This is a genomic window from Oceanobacillus sp. FSL K6-0118 (assembly GCF_038006665.1).
Lineage (GTDB): Bacteria > Bacillota > Bacilli > Bacillales > Amphibacillaceae > Oceanobacillus > Oceanobacillus caeni.
In genome coordinates this window covers 2108993-2124074 of record NZ_JBBOVR010000001.1, presented here as the reverse complement: position 1 = coordinate 2124074, position 15082 = coordinate 2108993, and the positions used below count along the sequence as shown (strand labels likewise).

Sequence of the window (15082 nt, the reverse complement as noted above, 5' to 3'; positions counted from 1 at the left end):
CTTTTTGTATATATAAATTTACCAATCCACTCTATTATATAAGTCTAAATTATATTTCTCCAATATCATTCCTTTATGTAGTCAAAATTTGGTACCTGCTCCCAGTATGTTAAAGTTTTAGCTCACTGTGGGAAATTGGGGTCAGTGAGCTATCCCTATATGAGTGTTAAACCCCGCATTGCTAACGCGTTACCTAGAATTAACAGATAAATCTTAGTTTCCAAAACGAACAAGTTTTTTAAACAGATAAACTGCTAATCCTAAAAATAGAATAGATAATGTCAACGTACTAACAGACACGAGTAAAGAAGAACTACCCATTCTCCTTCTAGTAAAATTTTCGAGGCCTCTGTACTCAAGTTACTTGGGCTCCACTCCATATATTTGGAAACAAGGTAGTTAGCAAACTAAGCATCGCTAAAAACAAAATACTCACCCCAGCGATACCGCCACCATTCCATAACACTGTTCCAAAAAAGAGAGTAACTGCAGTAAGTAGAACAATTCAAAGACTATAAAATCCTAAGCTTGCAAGCATCAAGGTCCATGGAACATAGTTAAATAGGATATTTGTATAATCCCAAGTGAAGAGATAACCAGCCGCTAAGGCTACTAGTAAAATAAATAGCTGTGCGACGTATTTGCTAACTATATACTGGAATGCACTTACAGGTCGCACCACCACAAAAACGATTGCCCCAGTTTGACGCTCCTGAGAAATAACATTCATCAATGCCAATACAAATAACAATGTACCAATCGTTCCATATTGGGATAAAGTAGCAATCAATACTTCCTCACCCGATGGTATCGGTATATCGATGACAGCTCCTTCTGGAAGATTACCAGCCATTTTAAAGCAGGAGAGAAAAAATAAAAATACATTGGGGACGAATGGTACAGGTAATTTACTAATATCATCTAAAGGGAAATTATCGTCTAATATGATAAAATTAAATCTAGTATTTCAAAACTGGACGGTGCTATCATTGGGAAAAGTGAAATTGAAAGAGATGGATTTGTATGAACCGATTAACAAGTATTTTAAGCGTAAAGGATTCGAAGTGTACGGGGAGGTAAAAGACTGTGATATGGCGGTCATTAAAGACGACCTACTTATACTTGTGGAATTAAAACTAAACTTAAGCGTAGACCTGCTTATTCAAGCAACGAAACGACAACGGGTGTCTGAGCATGTATATGTGGCCATACCGAAACCAAAAAAACACAATCCTCGTTCCAAAAAATGGCGGGACACGTGTCACTTAATACGGAGATTAGAGTTAGGGTTAATTCTCGTTTCATTTACAGAAAAACAAAAACGGGTGGAAATCATGATAGAGCCACCCCCTTTCCACCGCCCGATTAGCATGGGGAAAGCCAAATACCTTAGACAAGCAATCATAAAAGAAATAAATGGTCGAAGTGCGGACTATAATATTGGTGGTTCTAGCAGAAAACAAATTATGACTGCTTATCGGGAAAACTGCATTCAAATCGCTAGTTACCTAGAGGAACACGGGGAACTCTCCCCAAAGCAGTTATTGCAAATGGGAACAGGCAAGAAAACACAATCGATACTTAGTAAAAACTATTATGGTTGGTTTATTCGGGTTAAACGAGGAATTTATGTACTGAGTGAAAAGGGAAAAAAGGAATTAAAGCAATACCCTGAGTTGGTGGAGTATTATCGTAAATAGTTGGCAGATCGCTCGCTCATTTCGATAAAGTGGGACTAAACCTACATACCTTGATATACTGGCTCATTGGCAGAAGGGGCAGATGACGAACTCATGAACAAGTGAGAATAATGTTGCTTTGAAATAAAGTTTAATTAAAATACCTCACAAGCCCTTATATTACCGTAAACAGGAAGAATCCATTTGGAAAAAGGATTCTTCCTTTGTGATATATTGTTCTATTGTTATAAAAAAGTTTGATCATTTTACACTTTTGATATTAAACAATCGTGCCACTTTCTAGAAGAAACAAGCTATGGCTTAAAAACGTTATCAACTGTTGTATTGAGTACCCTCGCTATTTTAAATGCAAGTTGTAGGGTAGGGTCATATCGGTCATTTTCAATAGCATTAATTGTTTGCCTTGATACATTGCACTTCTTTGCTAGTACATCTTGAGTAAATCCTTTGCCCTTGCGAAGTTCTAAAATTTTATTTTTCATTGCTACTCATCCGTCGACTATAAATCCAGTAATATACAAAATAGCTAATAACCGCAATCAACAAATAAAGTAATTCTGGATAGACAAACGGAACCAATGCTAAACGCTCATCATTTAAATTGAAGAAATCAAAGACAAAGTTAATAACGAAAAACATAAGGAGTAATAACCAACTGCTTACAATCGCTTTTTGTTTAATCAATTGCGAACGCTCATCATCCTTTGTTTCAACCCCACCATATTCATCTGTACCAGTAACCCAACCGATAATAAAGAAAATAATTAAGCCGACTAAAAGTGGTACGGCTATTCTGATAAAATCCAATGTAATCACCTCTTAATAATGTCAAAAACTCTTTCCATTTAACCTTACAGAAAAACTTCGCCTATGTCAAAAGGTTTTTACATTTAACGTACCGAATTATGCCATTAAATGGCCCGCTTGTCGCAGAACAAAACGTACACGACGACCCAAGCTGTACGGCTTTAAATGTTCTGTAGCCTCCCCCAAGTATTGCTTCAAATTATCTGTTGTAATATCGCTCATTCTAATATCACGAAATAACGTTAAAAGATCACATTGAAAGCCATACATCTTTAAAGTAAGAAGAGAATAACCTTCTATTATTTTATCGGATTGGTACCTTTCCCGGCTTCCGACAACAACATGTCTTCACACTCCCACACTATGAATCAATTAATTTGATTTCAATATGGTCTTATTACCCATCCCTTATTCAACAATAGAAATGTGTATAATAAAATACGCTCCTTTTGTAATAGCGAAAATACAGATAAGGCGCCTGTCCTTATTTGGTATAGGCGTCCATTAGCCGAACTTATTCAGCATATAGCTCTGCTTCATCATAGGCTTTTGTCCAATGAAATGGCTGTATTTCCTTTAGGGTTTTAAATGTTAAATTCTCGTCTTCGGAAGTAATTGCTGCTTTGACATCGGCTCCCCAATAATACAGTCTTTCTTGACAGACTCCACAAGGGGTTAGTACTTTAAACTTAGAATTTTCATCATCCCGTACTACACATAAAGAATGTGTTATCTTTTCATTTAACTTGTGTGCTTCGAGAATTGCCCCCGTTTCTATACATAATTCAGTTGAAGCGTTGATTACATCTGGTGCAACGCTTGTTAGAATCTTACCACCCTCAGTATACATTGCTGCTGCCCCACCCCAACCGGAAGGATATCTGTTTTTTATTAAATCAATTGCTGCATCATAAAGTGTCTGTTCAATGTTCATATTATCTCCCCCATAATTTTCTGTCCCTGGAATTGTTTCGACCCTCTACTATGTCCAAAAGATCGTTCAGTAATGGCCCTAATGTGCAATATGGACGCAACTGCTTGTTAAGTAATCGCGCCCATTTGCCGATGATACTACTCAGTCGTAAAACTCCATATGTGGTTTATCCTGCTTATAATAATTTATTCTATCCTGCAAGGAACCAGTATGAAATTCAAACTTATGTCCATCGGGATCAGTAAAATAGATGGATTTCTTATCTCTTTTATCTCTAGGACGTCCAGTTAAGATATTTACTCCCAATTTCTCCAATTTATCATATGCATTATAAAACTCGGTATCTTCTATCGTAAAAGCAACATGAGTATATGACTGGTTTATTTCATTACGGGGAATATCTTTCTCTAAATTAAGCGCCAACCACATTCCATTCAAATCAAAATAGGCAGTACTTCTCCCTTTAACCAGCAATTTTGCATCAAAGACATCTTGGTAAAATTTTATAGATTGTTCTAAATCAGAAACAGAAAACAATAAATGATTTAGTCCCTTTACTAACAACTGCATCACCCCAAACATTTATTAAACAATATGGCTCGATTGCTCAGGAAGGACGCAATGCTTATTCTGTTATTGCGCCCGTTTGTTAAGTAGTTGCCACTAAAAATTCCTCTCCATTTGGCAAATGAAGACCATCGGTGCGATTGGTGAAGTAGCGCTCATTAAGATCAGTTGAAGATACATATCGGACTTCTTGTAAACCGGCCTTGCGAGCCATCTCTATAATTTCTGGTGGCGTGAAGAAGCTGATAAAAGGCGTTCCACTTGCTTGCGCACCTTCCTTCGCCGTATCAACTTCAGAATGTTCCTCGGACTCTGTTGACTCAAACGGCAATAAAAATGTCATAGCCAGCGTGGAACCAGGAGCTAGCTTCGAAACCTGACGTAATGTCGCTGTGATTGCTTCCTTGGTAAGATATTGTGTAACCCCTGTAGAAACGACTACAGCTGGCTTATTCATGTCGAAACCCGATACCTTTAGTTGCTCTAACCATGACCGACCTGCTTCGAAGTCGACTGGAACAAAGTGTAGCCAATTAGGAATACCAAAGCCAAGTTCAACCAAGCGTTTTCTTTTCCAAACTTGTGTTTCGGGTTGATCAACTTCGAATACCTGGATTCGGAAGGCAATCTCCGTTCGACGCTGAGCAAAGGTGTCTAGTCCAGCGCCGAGAATCACATACTGGGTAACATTGTGATTGGATTGTTCGGTAATCAGATCCTCAATGAAACGGGCACGGGCAACAATAGAAGCACGGAACCCCCTAGAAAACTTTTGATCCATGTCGGGTCTTTGGCGCCATTCATTGTCAGGATCAATCAATTGTAAGCCGACCTCATCTTCAAGCACATACGGTGGTGAATCGACCTGTACATGCAAAACACGCCACAATGCAACCCGTATTGCTGTGTGGTCAGGTTCTGTATTTTTTTATCATGCATAATTTTATTTCTCCTTTCGATAGTCACTCCTGTTATTCTTTCAGTTAGTACGTAAAATACACACCTTTTATTACGCAAAGGGCTTCGTATACGAACATCAACTATTTAAAATTCCTTTCCATCTATCTCGAAGAAGTTCAATCTCATGTTTGGAAAGAAATTTTGGAATTCGCTTTCCACATCAAAACTTATATAAAAGTAACTTCATCATACTTCTGAAACTTGGAATCATGCCCAAAACAAAATATAGTAAGCGAGTTTTTAATGGAAGTTTATGAATGTATTTTGATCTAAAAATAGACAAGGCTGCCTTTCTTTCTAGTTTGGCGTTTAATTGGTCAACGGTATTAATATCATCCACTGTCCATTTGTGTACAGCTCCTGTTGTTTCTTTTAGGCGGTCTTTTCCGGAATTTACCGCAAAGGAACTCATTACATCAAAAGCGATCTGTCCTTGTGGAAAATTACTTGTTATCAGGTTAAGCAGTTCTTTTACTTCATCTTCAGTAAGATATTCCAACACACCCTCTGCAAGGATTATGGTTGGTTGGTCCTTTGGAATTTGATTTAGCCAGTTTAAATCCGTAATAGAAGATGAGATCATTACGTAGCCTTTTTGACTTTTAAAAAAGGACTTACGTAATTCGATAACCTCGGGGAAATCCACATCAAACCAATTTATCATGGACGGCGGATTAATTCTTGCTATTCTTGTATCCAGACCACAACCAAGATTAAGCACCGTTGCGCTAGGGTACTTTTTTATAAAAATCTGCAGCCATGTATCCAATTGCTTCGCTCTTATGACCATGATTTCGTTCCCAAAATGGCTGACATTTTCAAAGTCGTAATCAATCATGTGAAGGATCTCTGCTGCCTTTTTATCATCAAGAATTGGATTTTTTGAACGGCTGTCCTGAGCCTTTGCCTGCAAAGTGATCAGAAGAGTTTCTTTTTCCTCTGATAAGTTAATTTTACGAGAATCCATTATTCTTTTTCTCCTTCTTTTATTCCGTTAAATGACCCTTATGTTGAAAATAGGTGCCCCTTTGCTTCACTTACGGTAAATTTTAAGCAAGGTTTCAACTACGCCACAATCTGGCTCGATTTCTCAGGAAGGACGCAATGCTTATTCTGTTATTGCGCCCGTTTGTTGAAGTATGTATAAATCATTAACTTTTATTTTTCAACTCTAAAAGTATAGGAGTTATATTTAATAAAATGGATAGAATCGTCAAAACCCATAATGCTGTCTCCATGGTAGGCACCACATCTAATAATGCAGACCAATCCTCCACCTTTACCCAATCGGACACCATCCTGTATTCTGCGACAAGTGTTAGCGCTGTAAATGATAATCCCACTGCCATTGCCAATTTATAATCTTTTCCTGTTCCGTACATATAAAGATTTATAAAAGTTGCTATTACAGCAATGACCCCTAATATTATCCACATCATTTAGCCCCCTTTATATTTTATAATGGCCCGATTATCCGAACAAGCGCAAATCTTTGTTCGAAAATCACGCCCGTTAATTAAACACTTGTTACTTTGTTGATTCTAAAATAAATCCAAAACGTAAAGGTATATGTATTGTAAACTCCGTTAAATAGACCAATTATTGGAATACGAAGCCTTAAATTTTTACAAACTTTTTTTATAAATCATATAACCTATTACCAAGCCTATTACGATCAATAAAATGGCGAATAGGTTTATTGCAATAAAGTTCATTACATAGTCATCTGGAGAGTAACTTCCTGTCGCTGCAGCTTGAAAAGCAACATATCCTAACATAGGAAATACCTTATTCAAAATGCTTGTCGTAAATAATATAAGAATTCCGAGAAAAATTGCTAAATTACAAAAGAAAAAGAGTACCTTATTCAAATTAACCTCTCCTTTCCCCACTTCTGAACCTCAACTATTTGGCTCGTTAATGGAATAATGCTTACTTTTATTGTAACAAAATTTCGCATCTTTTTTTATAAACGTCGTGTCTTTTTTACAACCCCTTTGGATTATGCTTTGTCCAAAGGGGTTTTATGAGCAGTATAGGAAGATCCTGTCATCATTTAAATATGTAACTATTTTTAATCCACCTAAAAACCCCTACTTGTATTCATACATGACAAGTAGGGGTTTTATTTGACTTCGACTTCTGATTCTAATGGGAGTTCCGTTTTCAACACGTCCTTTTCTTAAATTGCCAACTTACTATACTCGTTGATTTGTTCTTCTGTTAATTGACCTATAAAATGATAAAAGCTAACGGACTTCATGCCATATCTTTCGCAAATCGACAAGTAACCACGGTATGCTACAACACAAATGTTTTCCATTATTTCCCCTCCTATTTGTTATATAACAGTTATAAGTTTATGATGATAATATATAACAGCTTTACAATTTTGTCAATATTCATTTTAGAAAAAGTGAAAACAATTACTGCAGAAAAAGGAATGCGTTTAATTATCTTGGTTTATTAGAAATTATAAACCAGAATCTGTTATAAAACACAAGAACGGTTCTAATACTTCCGACAGAAATGGAAGCATTAGAACCGTTCCCCTTGTTCCGAACAGCACGGATGACCATCTATTTATTAGGCTACGGCCTCTTTAGTTCCTTGAAGAAAGAATTTTTACCTAAATACAATAAAACAACCTCAGCTTAAATGAAAGAAGAATGGCATATAGAGGATAATTCCTAGTAAAATCATCGTAATAAGCAGCACAATACTTTTCCAACGTTTTCGCCTCCAGAATAAAAGGGAAACGATGATGCTTTGTATAAATATCATGGTTGCCCCGATGATGACCATCCAAAGAGAGCCGATAAAGTTTCCTAACATATTGATGAGGATCCCAACAGGCATTAAGGCGATTACAATGATAGCGACGGGACTTCCTTTAATTCGTTCTAAAATCTCTGTACGTTTAGATTCAGGAAATTGATCGTATTCAATAAGCGCAAACCACCCAGTAAGGATAACGATTGCACCTAGTACTGAGATTGAACCCATATGAAAACCTCCCTTTATGATCATACTAACCAATTTCTTTGCAATTGAAACAACATGGAGAACCTGGAGCTACTATAAAATGTAGGAGCTGAACGATTCTCATTCCTGATTTGGGATTAACCGATATCCCCAAACGAACTTGCGTTACAATAGATTCTTTTGAAGACAGATGAAAGACTAGTAAGGTAGCTTCAAACTTACTTTCATTTTCCGTTAAGCTATTCCGGCCTTATGAGTTTCATAGGAATACTTGCCTTACTACTAGAATAGAATCATTAATAACTACATGGTTCATACACTCGGAGGATTCTGTTTTTATAAAAAACGCAGGACTCTTTCTTTAGTTATAGATGTTGAAAAACACCTAACAAAATGAAACAGTCTAAATCAATTTTATGAAAAGGGGTATCTAGCATGCGTAAATTTTTAAAACATTTTATTAATGGTGAATGGGTGGAGTCTACCGGTACAAAGACGGTTGATGTCATCAACCCGGCAACAGAAGAAGTAATCGGTCAAATTAGTGATGGAACAAAAGAAGATTTAGATAAAGCTGTTGCTGCAGCCCGCGCAGCCTTCCCATCATTTTCTCAGACAACAAAGGAAGAACGCATTGACCTATTAAATCGGATTGCCGATGAATATGAGAACCGCAAAAACGATATCGTGGAAGTCATTACGGAAGAATTGGGAGCCCCTATTTCCATAAGTGAAAATACGCATTACGTCTTGGGGTTATCCCATTTCCGACAAGCTGCAAAAGAGCTAGAAAGCTTTGAATTCACCGAGAGACGTGGGAATACGGTCATTCGAAAAGAACCAATTGGTGTAAGTGGACTAATTACTCCTTGGAACTTTCCAACGAACCAGCCATCAACGAAGCTTGCTAGTGCTTTTGCTGCCGGAAGTACAGTCGTGTTAAAACCATCAGAACTTACACCATTTGCAGCAATTATACTTGCTGAGATTTTTCAAGCGGTTGGTTTACCAAAAGGTGTCTTTAACCTTGTAAATGGTACAGGTGAAGTCGTCGGAAATGGGATCAGTTCTCATCCTGATATTGACTTTGTATCTTTTACCGGATCCGGTCCAGTTGGTCAAAAGATCACTGAAAATGCCGCAAAAAATATTAAAAAAGTGGCGCTCGAACTTGGAGGGAAATCACCACTTATCATACTTGATGACGTCGACATGAAAAAAGCAGCAAAAATTGCGGTTACGAATGTTGTCTTAAACTCCGGTCAAGTATGTTCAGCAGCAACACGTACACTCGTTCCAAAGTCAAAGATAAATGAATTCACCGATGCAGTAAAGGAAGTCCTACCTAATTTTCCATTTGGTGATCCACAGAATGCTACTAATTTCTTTGGACCACTCGTTTCCGAGAAACAATACAATCGTGTACAAGGTTATATAAAGAAAGGAATAGAAGAAGGTGCAACACTCCTAATTGGCGGTACTGGTAAACCAGAGGGATTGGAAAAAGGATACTATGTCAAACCAACCGTCTTTACCAATGTGAAAAACGATATGGTTATCGCCCAAGAAGAAATCTTTGGACCAGTCATGTCCATCTTAACTTATGACGATCTTGATGAAGCGATTGAAATTGCTAATGATACGGTATATGGATTAGCCGGATATGTCGTTGGTGAGGACAAAGAAAAAGTGCGGAAAGTCGCAACTTCAATCCGGGCTGGTCTTATTAATGTCAATGGTGCTCCTTTTGACTTCGCAGCTTGTTTTGGAGGTTATAAACAATCTGGAATCGGGCGTGAGTGGGGAGCATTTGGTATAGAAGAATATTTAGAAATTAAATCAGTAGTTGGCATGCCTTCTTAGAGAATCGAAACCATTTAAGAGGCCACCTAGTATCAGTGATAACTGATAGTGGTGGCCTTCCCTTTTGGAATATCCTTATCTAGTTCCACAAATCATGCTATCTTCTAATCAGTTTTAGCCAAGAATAGAATGGCTGTTCCAACTGCCGTAACAAAAAATACAATTGAGTTTAACTCACTTCAGAAACTGAATACCCAAAAAGGCTTCTGCTTATCCTTTGATATGGCATCTAGGACGAAAATGAGAAAGTTTCATATATTGAAATCAAAGGAGATGGTGGATATGTATATTGAAAATGATAAAGACATGGACTATATGCTTGAGGTCGACCGAATGATTAATGAAGGTCTTGGTGGTGGAACGATCGAGTACGATTATCAGCTACAACAACTAGAGGTCCCGGATACCAATCAACCAAGAAAGAAAAACGATACGATAGAAAAGTGATTAGGAACAAGGACAGGTACCTACCCCATTCAACTGGGATGAGTTACCTGTCCTCACTGTTGCTGTTGTACTTAATAAGTCATTTAATGATCCTTAATTTCTTTCGCGGCAGAATGTAATCCTATCTAACTAGTTTTCCCTTGACCAAATGGATCTGGGCTCAGACCCTTTTTCTAATAAAATACATTTGAGTAGGTACGCTAATTTTTATCCTTTTTTTGTATAGAAGGAAATGCGATATAACAGTTAATTCATGTCTTTGCTTCTTTCTTCCACACTTTCTACTAGTTTAAATAGAAAGCGATAAATTAACAGATAGGCTTCCTCTAATGACATCCCCTCATTAAACCCATTCACATAATTCAAGGCAAAATTCAAATCAAACAAGCCATCCGTTTGATTAAAAATCAATTCAAATCTTGCTTCATCTCCATGTAATTCTTTACTTAAGTTTTCTTTAAGGGATATCTCAAACTTTTTCTGCAGCTGCAATCCTACCATGACGTCATATGTTCCAAATACATCACTTACTTCCAACGAAATCGCATCGACGCCGATTAGTTTCAACCATTTAGATTCTAAGTATAAAAATTCATTCTTGTGTTTTTGAAGGTAGTCGATCGGCTGTTCTAAAAAAGCGAATGATTCTTCAGAGAGAGTTTCTTCTGTTCCTTTATCACATCTTTCAATGGATGCATCTTGGAAACGTGTCGTAGGATCTTTTTCTATGAATGTAACGTCATTTGAAATTAATTCATGTTCCTCCATATACTCTTTTTCCTCTTGATAGATTTCAACCTTTAAAGAAGGTGCAGCTTGTTGCTCTTCACTCATCAATGATGAAAGGTATTGATTCATTCGTTTATGTAACATTGGTGTATCCTCCTGTATTTGATTGTACAGTAATACTTTAGTGCATTTTGGGTGAAGCACTCCATTTCGTATGCTTTAGCGTGTACGTTTTCTACCTCTTATTGTAGTACCTGAATTGCCTTTTTGTCGATTCTTATTAGGTCTTCTATTGGAAGAACGCGTGGTAGGATTCCTTCCGTCTCTTTTACGATCATCGGAGCGTTTTGCTTCTTTTACTTGTTCACGGCTTGCTCTTTGATAATCCTCACGATCAGGGATTCTGACTCCTTTAATCACTTGTATTTCCAATCTTTGATGAATCCCTTTTTCAATCATTCGTAGGAACTCTAGATCCTTAGGAGCCATTAAGGTAAAGGCAACCCCATCGCCACCTGCACGGCCAGTACGTCCAATTCGGTGAACATAACTTTCCACATCATGGGGAATATCATAGTTATAAACATGTGTCACCCCTTCGACATCAAGTCCCCTTGCCGCAACATCTGTTGCAACTAAAAACTGAGTTTTCGCCTCACGAAAACGTTTCATTGCTTTTTCACGTTTAGACTGGGATAAATCGCCGTGCAACTCATCTGAATTATACCCATTAGCAATCAAAGCTTCATGAAGTTTTTTGGCACGAATTTTGGTTCGACAAAATATGATCGCTAAAAACGGTCGATGTTCTTCGATTAAATGGAATAAAGTTGCTTGTTTTCTCCGTTCCGTTGTTTCAATCACAACTTGTTTAATTTCTTCAACCGTCACCTTTTTTGCTTTCACTTCAATAAATTCTGGTTCGACCATATATTTTTTGGCAAGAGATTTAATTTCTTTTGGGATAGTCGCAGAGAATAACATGGTTTGTCTGGTAGAAAGTGTTTCATGGATGATGTCATCTACCTCTGGAAGAAAACCCATCTGTAACATTTGGTCAGCTTCATCTAACACAAGCATCTGAACCGTTGAAAGATCAAGGCTTTCACGGCGAATATGATCTAATAACCGACCAGGAGTTGCAACGACAATATGCCTGTCCCCTTTTAACTTTTTTAATTGACGCTCCACATCTTGACCACCATACACAGCTAACGTATGTATGCCTTCTACGTTCTCAACCATTCTTTTTATCTCTTTTGAAATTTGCTGAGCCAATTCTCTTGTTGGGGTTAAAATAAGTGCTTGAACATCCGACTTGTGCACATCAATCTTTTCAATCATAGGAAGAACAAAAGCCAACGTCTTTCCTGTTCCCGTTTGTGCTTTTGCAATAACATCCTTCCCCTCCAGTACGGATGGAATCGTCCGTTCCTGGATGGAGGTAGGAGCTTCTATTCCTAATGACTTTAATGTATGGTTTATCTCTTTTCGAATACCTAGTTGTAAAAAATCAGGCATGGCTAATCACGTCTCTTTTCTTATAGTAATGCCATTGTATTTGTTCCAAGGCTTTTTAACTATAGCATATTGATTAGTATTTACGGAGTGGTTGGGATTATTATGTTGTATTTCCTTTTTTCTTGAATGTGACCCCAAAAAGTTAAAGGGAAACAGATAAACTGTTCCCCCGCTAATCGTTTATTTAGACTTACTTAAAAAAGATGCTGGCACATCAGCTTTAAATGTTAAAATTTTATTTGTTGTTGGGTGTTGGAAGGTTAGGGTCTTCGCATGTAAACCGAGTCTGCCAATTACATTCCTCTCCTTAGATCCATATTTTTTGTCACCAACAACCGGATGCCCAAGATCTTGCATATGGACTCGAATTTGATTTTTTCTACCAGTTTCAAGATTCAATTCTAATAAAGAAAAATCTGCATTACCCTGAATGAACGTATAGCGTGTTTTAGCAAGTAAACCATCATTAGGCGTTTGACTGGAATACATAAGATGTGTTTTCGTTTCTCTTAGCCAGGACGTGATATAGCCTTCCTTCTCTGTAAACCTACCTTCAACTAAAGCCACGTATGTCCGCTCTTTAACGGCCTTTGCCCAATTATCCTGTAGTTTCCTTTTCACATGCTCACTCTTTGCAAACATCATCACACCTGATGTGTCTTTATCTAAGCGGTGCACGACAAAAACTCTATTTTCAGGGTCTTCCCTCTTCACATATTTCATTAATTGATGCAATGCCGTCTGCTGTTTTTCTTTTTCCGTCGCAATCGATAATAATCCAGCTTCCTTGTTAATGACAATAATATCCTCGTCTTCATAAAGAATCTGCATTCCAATTAACACATTTTGCTTTACTGCTGCTTTATTTTTTAAAATCGTGACCGTTTGACCGGGTTTTAATTGGTAATTAAACCGTTTTTCGATATGATCATCAATCGTTACTTGACCTCTAGCCAAGATGGACTTTACTGAATTTCTACTTCGATTAGACATTACCTTTAATAAAAAGGATAATAATTCATCGGGTTCTTTTACCTCAATGATTATATTTTTGGCATCTTTTCGATAGTTGGATCTTTTTTTTGACATACTGTGTGCTCCTTAAAATATTGAAATTATGATGGATGTATCTTTAAGATTAGTAGGTGTGGGCTGGAAATGCAAATGGGAATAAAAACTAAAACGTATTTTATGAGTTATAGGGATCGGAAACTGTTTTACGAACTGTTTTGTGAACAACACATCGGAATGATAATACCATGATCCCCGGTCAAGGATTGAGCAAGTAATATTATAATTTAAATATGAATATATATAGATAACATAAGAAGGGGGAGAATGGAATGCAAAACATCGGAAATAACGTGCAATACAAGATTTATATGAATATGATTCGGCCAGGACCGGACCGGTTGCCGATACAGGTTGAGGAATGGGAGAAAAAAGCGCGCGAGAAACTTGAAGACGGCCCCTACTATTACATTGCTGGGTCAGCGGGAAGCGGTCAGACCGAGCAGAATAACCGTGCCGCCTTTAATAGGTGGAGTATTGTTCCACGCATGTTAAGGAATGTGGACAAACGTGACCTGTCCGTCGAACTGTTTGGTACAACCTCTCCATTCCCTGTTTTGCTCGCTCCCGTCGGCGTCCAATCCATCATCCATGAACACGGAGAAATCGCTTCAGCAAAAGCTTGTGCTGAGCTAGGTGTCCCTTTCATCGCAAGTACTGTATCAACAGTGCCGATGGAGAAAATTGCCGAAGCGGTCGGCGATGCGCCTCGCTGGTTCCAGCTGTACTGGGGGCGTGATAAAGATGTCACCGCGAGTTTCCTAAAACGGGCTGAGGCGTCGGGGTATTCGGCAATTGTCGTCACACTTGACACAGCGATGATGGCATGGCGGGAACATGATTTAAAGAATGCATATTTGCCGTTTCTAATCGGAGAAGGTGTAGGTAACTACTTTACCGACCCGGCATTCCGTTCAAAACTCGATGCGCCGCCAGAGGCAGACCCGACAGCCGCAATCATGCATTGGACAACCATTTTTGGGAATACCGGCCTGACATGGGAAGACATTGATTTCCTGAAAGAGCACACAAAGTTGCCAATTATCCTGAAGGGTATCTTGCATCCGGATGATGCAAAACTCGCTCTTGAAAAAGGAGTCGACGGTATCATCGTCTCTAACCACGGCGGACGGCAAGTCGACGGCGCTATTGCAGCCCTGGATGTGCTTTCTGCTATTTGCGGAGCCGTTGACGGAAAGGTTCCCGTTTTCATGGACAGCGGCATTCGCCGGGGATCCGACATTATGAAAGCACTCGCCCTTGGAGCAAATGCGGTACTGATCGGGCGGCCTGCCATGTACGGCCTAGCAGTGAGCGGACAATCCGGAGTAAAGGAAGTGCTCCAAAACATGCTTGCGGATTTCGATTTAACCATGGGGCTAGCGGGACAAGCCAGTGTAAAGAGCTTGCACCCAGGTATTTTGGAAAAAGTACAATAGATACCTGTAAATTTCACAAATGATCAAACTCTTTTATAAAAAATGCATACTAATTTACA

General features: G+C 38.3%; 18 protein-coding genes. 4 read left to right on the top strand and 14 right to left on the bottom strand.

Translation table 11 applies throughout. The annotated features are described in order from the left end of the window. Window positions 1-505: 505 nt before the first annotated feature. Window positions 506-790: a hypothetical protein gene (locus tag MHI02_RS10890; protein WP_341165903.1), complete on the bottom strand. Its 285-nt coding sequence runs from the start codon at window positions 788-790 to the stop codon at window positions 506-508. Window positions 791-821: 31 nt separating this feature from the next. Here MHI02_RS10890 and MHI02_RS10885 point away from each other — a divergent pair, with 31 nt between their 5' ends. Beyond that, complete coding sequence (locus tag MHI02_RS10885) at window positions 822-1700, top strand: DUF2161 domain-containing phosphodiesterase (RefSeq protein ID WP_341165902.1); 879 nt, start codon at window positions 822-824, stop codon at window positions 1698-1700. Window positions 1701-1993: 293 nt separating this feature from the next. Here MHI02_RS10885 and MHI02_RS10880 read toward each other — a convergent pair whose 3' ends face one another. From MHI02_RS10880 to MHI02_RS10835, 10 genes are all read right to left on the bottom strand, one after another. Next, window positions 1994-2182: a helix-turn-helix transcriptional regulator gene (locus tag MHI02_RS10880; protein WP_047185108.1), complete on the bottom strand. Its 189-nt coding sequence runs from the start codon at window positions 2180-2182 to the stop codon at window positions 1994-1996. Further along, window positions 2172-2516: a hypothetical protein gene (locus MHI02_RS10875; protein WP_225344116.1), complete on the bottom strand. Its 345-nt coding sequence runs from the start codon at window positions 2514-2516 to the stop codon at window positions 2172-2174. The genes MHI02_RS10880 and MHI02_RS10875 overlap by 11 nt, the downstream gene beginning before the upstream one ends. 505 nt (window positions 2517-3021) lie before the next feature. Then, entirely contained in the window at window positions 3022-3441 is a 420-nt protein-coding gene (locus MHI02_RS10870; protein WP_216883926.1) for a cytidine deaminase, read from the bottom strand. Between the two features lie 141 nt (window positions 3442-3582). Beyond that, complete coding sequence (gene fosM / locus MHI02_RS10865; protein ID WP_379588532.1) at window positions 3583-4011, bottom strand: FosM family fosfomycin resistance protein; 429 nt, start codon at window positions 4009-4011, stop codon at window positions 3583-3585. Between the two features lie 79 nt (window positions 4012-4090). Further along, window positions 4091-4897, bottom strand: coding sequence for a class I SAM-dependent methyltransferase (locus MHI02_RS10860; RefSeq protein ID WP_257455974.1), 807 nt, complete (start codon window positions 4895-4897; stop codon window positions 4091-4093). Window positions 4898-5128: 231 nt separating this feature from the next. Further along, entirely contained in the window at window positions 5129-5935 is an 807-nt protein-coding gene (locus tag MHI02_RS10855) for a class I SAM-dependent methyltransferase (RefSeq protein ID WP_257455975.1), read from the bottom strand. A gap of 184 nt (window positions 5936-6119) precedes the next feature. After that, a complete protein-coding gene (locus tag MHI02_RS10850) occupies window positions 6120-6404 on the bottom strand; it encodes a hypothetical protein (RefSeq protein ID WP_060669057.1) in 285 nt (94 codons plus the stop codon). Between the two features lie 189 nt (window positions 6405-6593). Beyond that, complete coding sequence (locus MHI02_RS10845; protein WP_047185113.1) at window positions 6594-6839, bottom strand: hypothetical protein; 246 nt, start codon at window positions 6837-6839, stop codon at window positions 6594-6596. A 311-nt stretch (window positions 6840-7150) separates the two neighbouring features. Next, window positions 7151-7291 (bottom strand): hypothetical protein, encoded by a 141-nt coding sequence (locus MHI02_RS10840; protein WP_165589217.1) that lies wholly within the window; start codon window positions 7289-7291, stop codon window positions 7151-7153. A gap of 326 nt (window positions 7292-7617) precedes the next feature. Beyond that, a complete protein-coding gene (locus MHI02_RS10835) occupies window positions 7618-7974 on the bottom strand; it encodes a hypothetical protein (protein ID WP_047185114.1) in 357 nt (118 codons plus the stop codon). 414 nt (window positions 7975-8388) lie between these two features. On the opposite strand from MHI02_RS10835, the gene MHI02_RS10830 reads away from it, so the two are divergent. Both MHI02_RS10830 and MHI02_RS10825 read left to right on the top strand, forming a co-directional pair. After that, complete coding sequence (locus MHI02_RS10830; RefSeq protein ID WP_047185115.1) at window positions 8389-9816, top strand: aldehyde dehydrogenase family protein; 1428 nt, start codon at window positions 8389-8391, stop codon at window positions 9814-9816. A 282-nt stretch (window positions 9817-10098) separates the two neighbouring features. Next, a complete protein-coding gene (locus MHI02_RS10825; protein WP_167507324.1) occupies window positions 10099-10263 on the top strand; it encodes a hypothetical protein in 165 nt (54 codons plus the stop codon). A 246-nt stretch (window positions 10264-10509) separates the two neighbouring features. Here MHI02_RS10825 and MHI02_RS10820 read toward each other — a convergent pair whose 3' ends face one another. The 3 genes from MHI02_RS10820 to MHI02_RS10810 form a co-directional block, all read right to left on the bottom strand. Then, window positions 10510-11136 (bottom strand): branched-chain amino acid aminotransferase, encoded by a 627-nt coding sequence (locus MHI02_RS10820; RefSeq protein ID WP_341165901.1) that lies wholly within the window; start codon window positions 11134-11136, stop codon window positions 10510-10512. Window positions 11137-11211: 75 nt separating this feature from the next. Then, window positions 11212-12513 (bottom strand): DEAD/DEAH box helicase, encoded by a 1302-nt coding sequence (locus MHI02_RS10815; protein ID WP_341165900.1) that lies wholly within the window; start codon window positions 12511-12513, stop codon window positions 11212-11214. 180 nt (window positions 12514-12693) lie between these two features. Next, complete coding sequence (locus MHI02_RS10810) at window positions 12694-13602, bottom strand: RluA family pseudouridine synthase (RefSeq protein ID WP_216883921.1); 909 nt, start codon at window positions 13600-13602, stop codon at window positions 12694-12696. Between the two features lie 254 nt (window positions 13603-13856). On the opposite strand from MHI02_RS10810, the gene MHI02_RS10805 reads away from it, so the two are divergent. Continuing rightward, window positions 13857-15023, top strand: coding sequence for a lactate 2-monooxygenase (locus MHI02_RS10805; protein ID WP_341165899.1), 1167 nt, complete (start codon window positions 13857-13859; stop codon window positions 15021-15023). The last annotated feature ends 59 nt before the right edge of the window (window positions 15024-15082 follow it).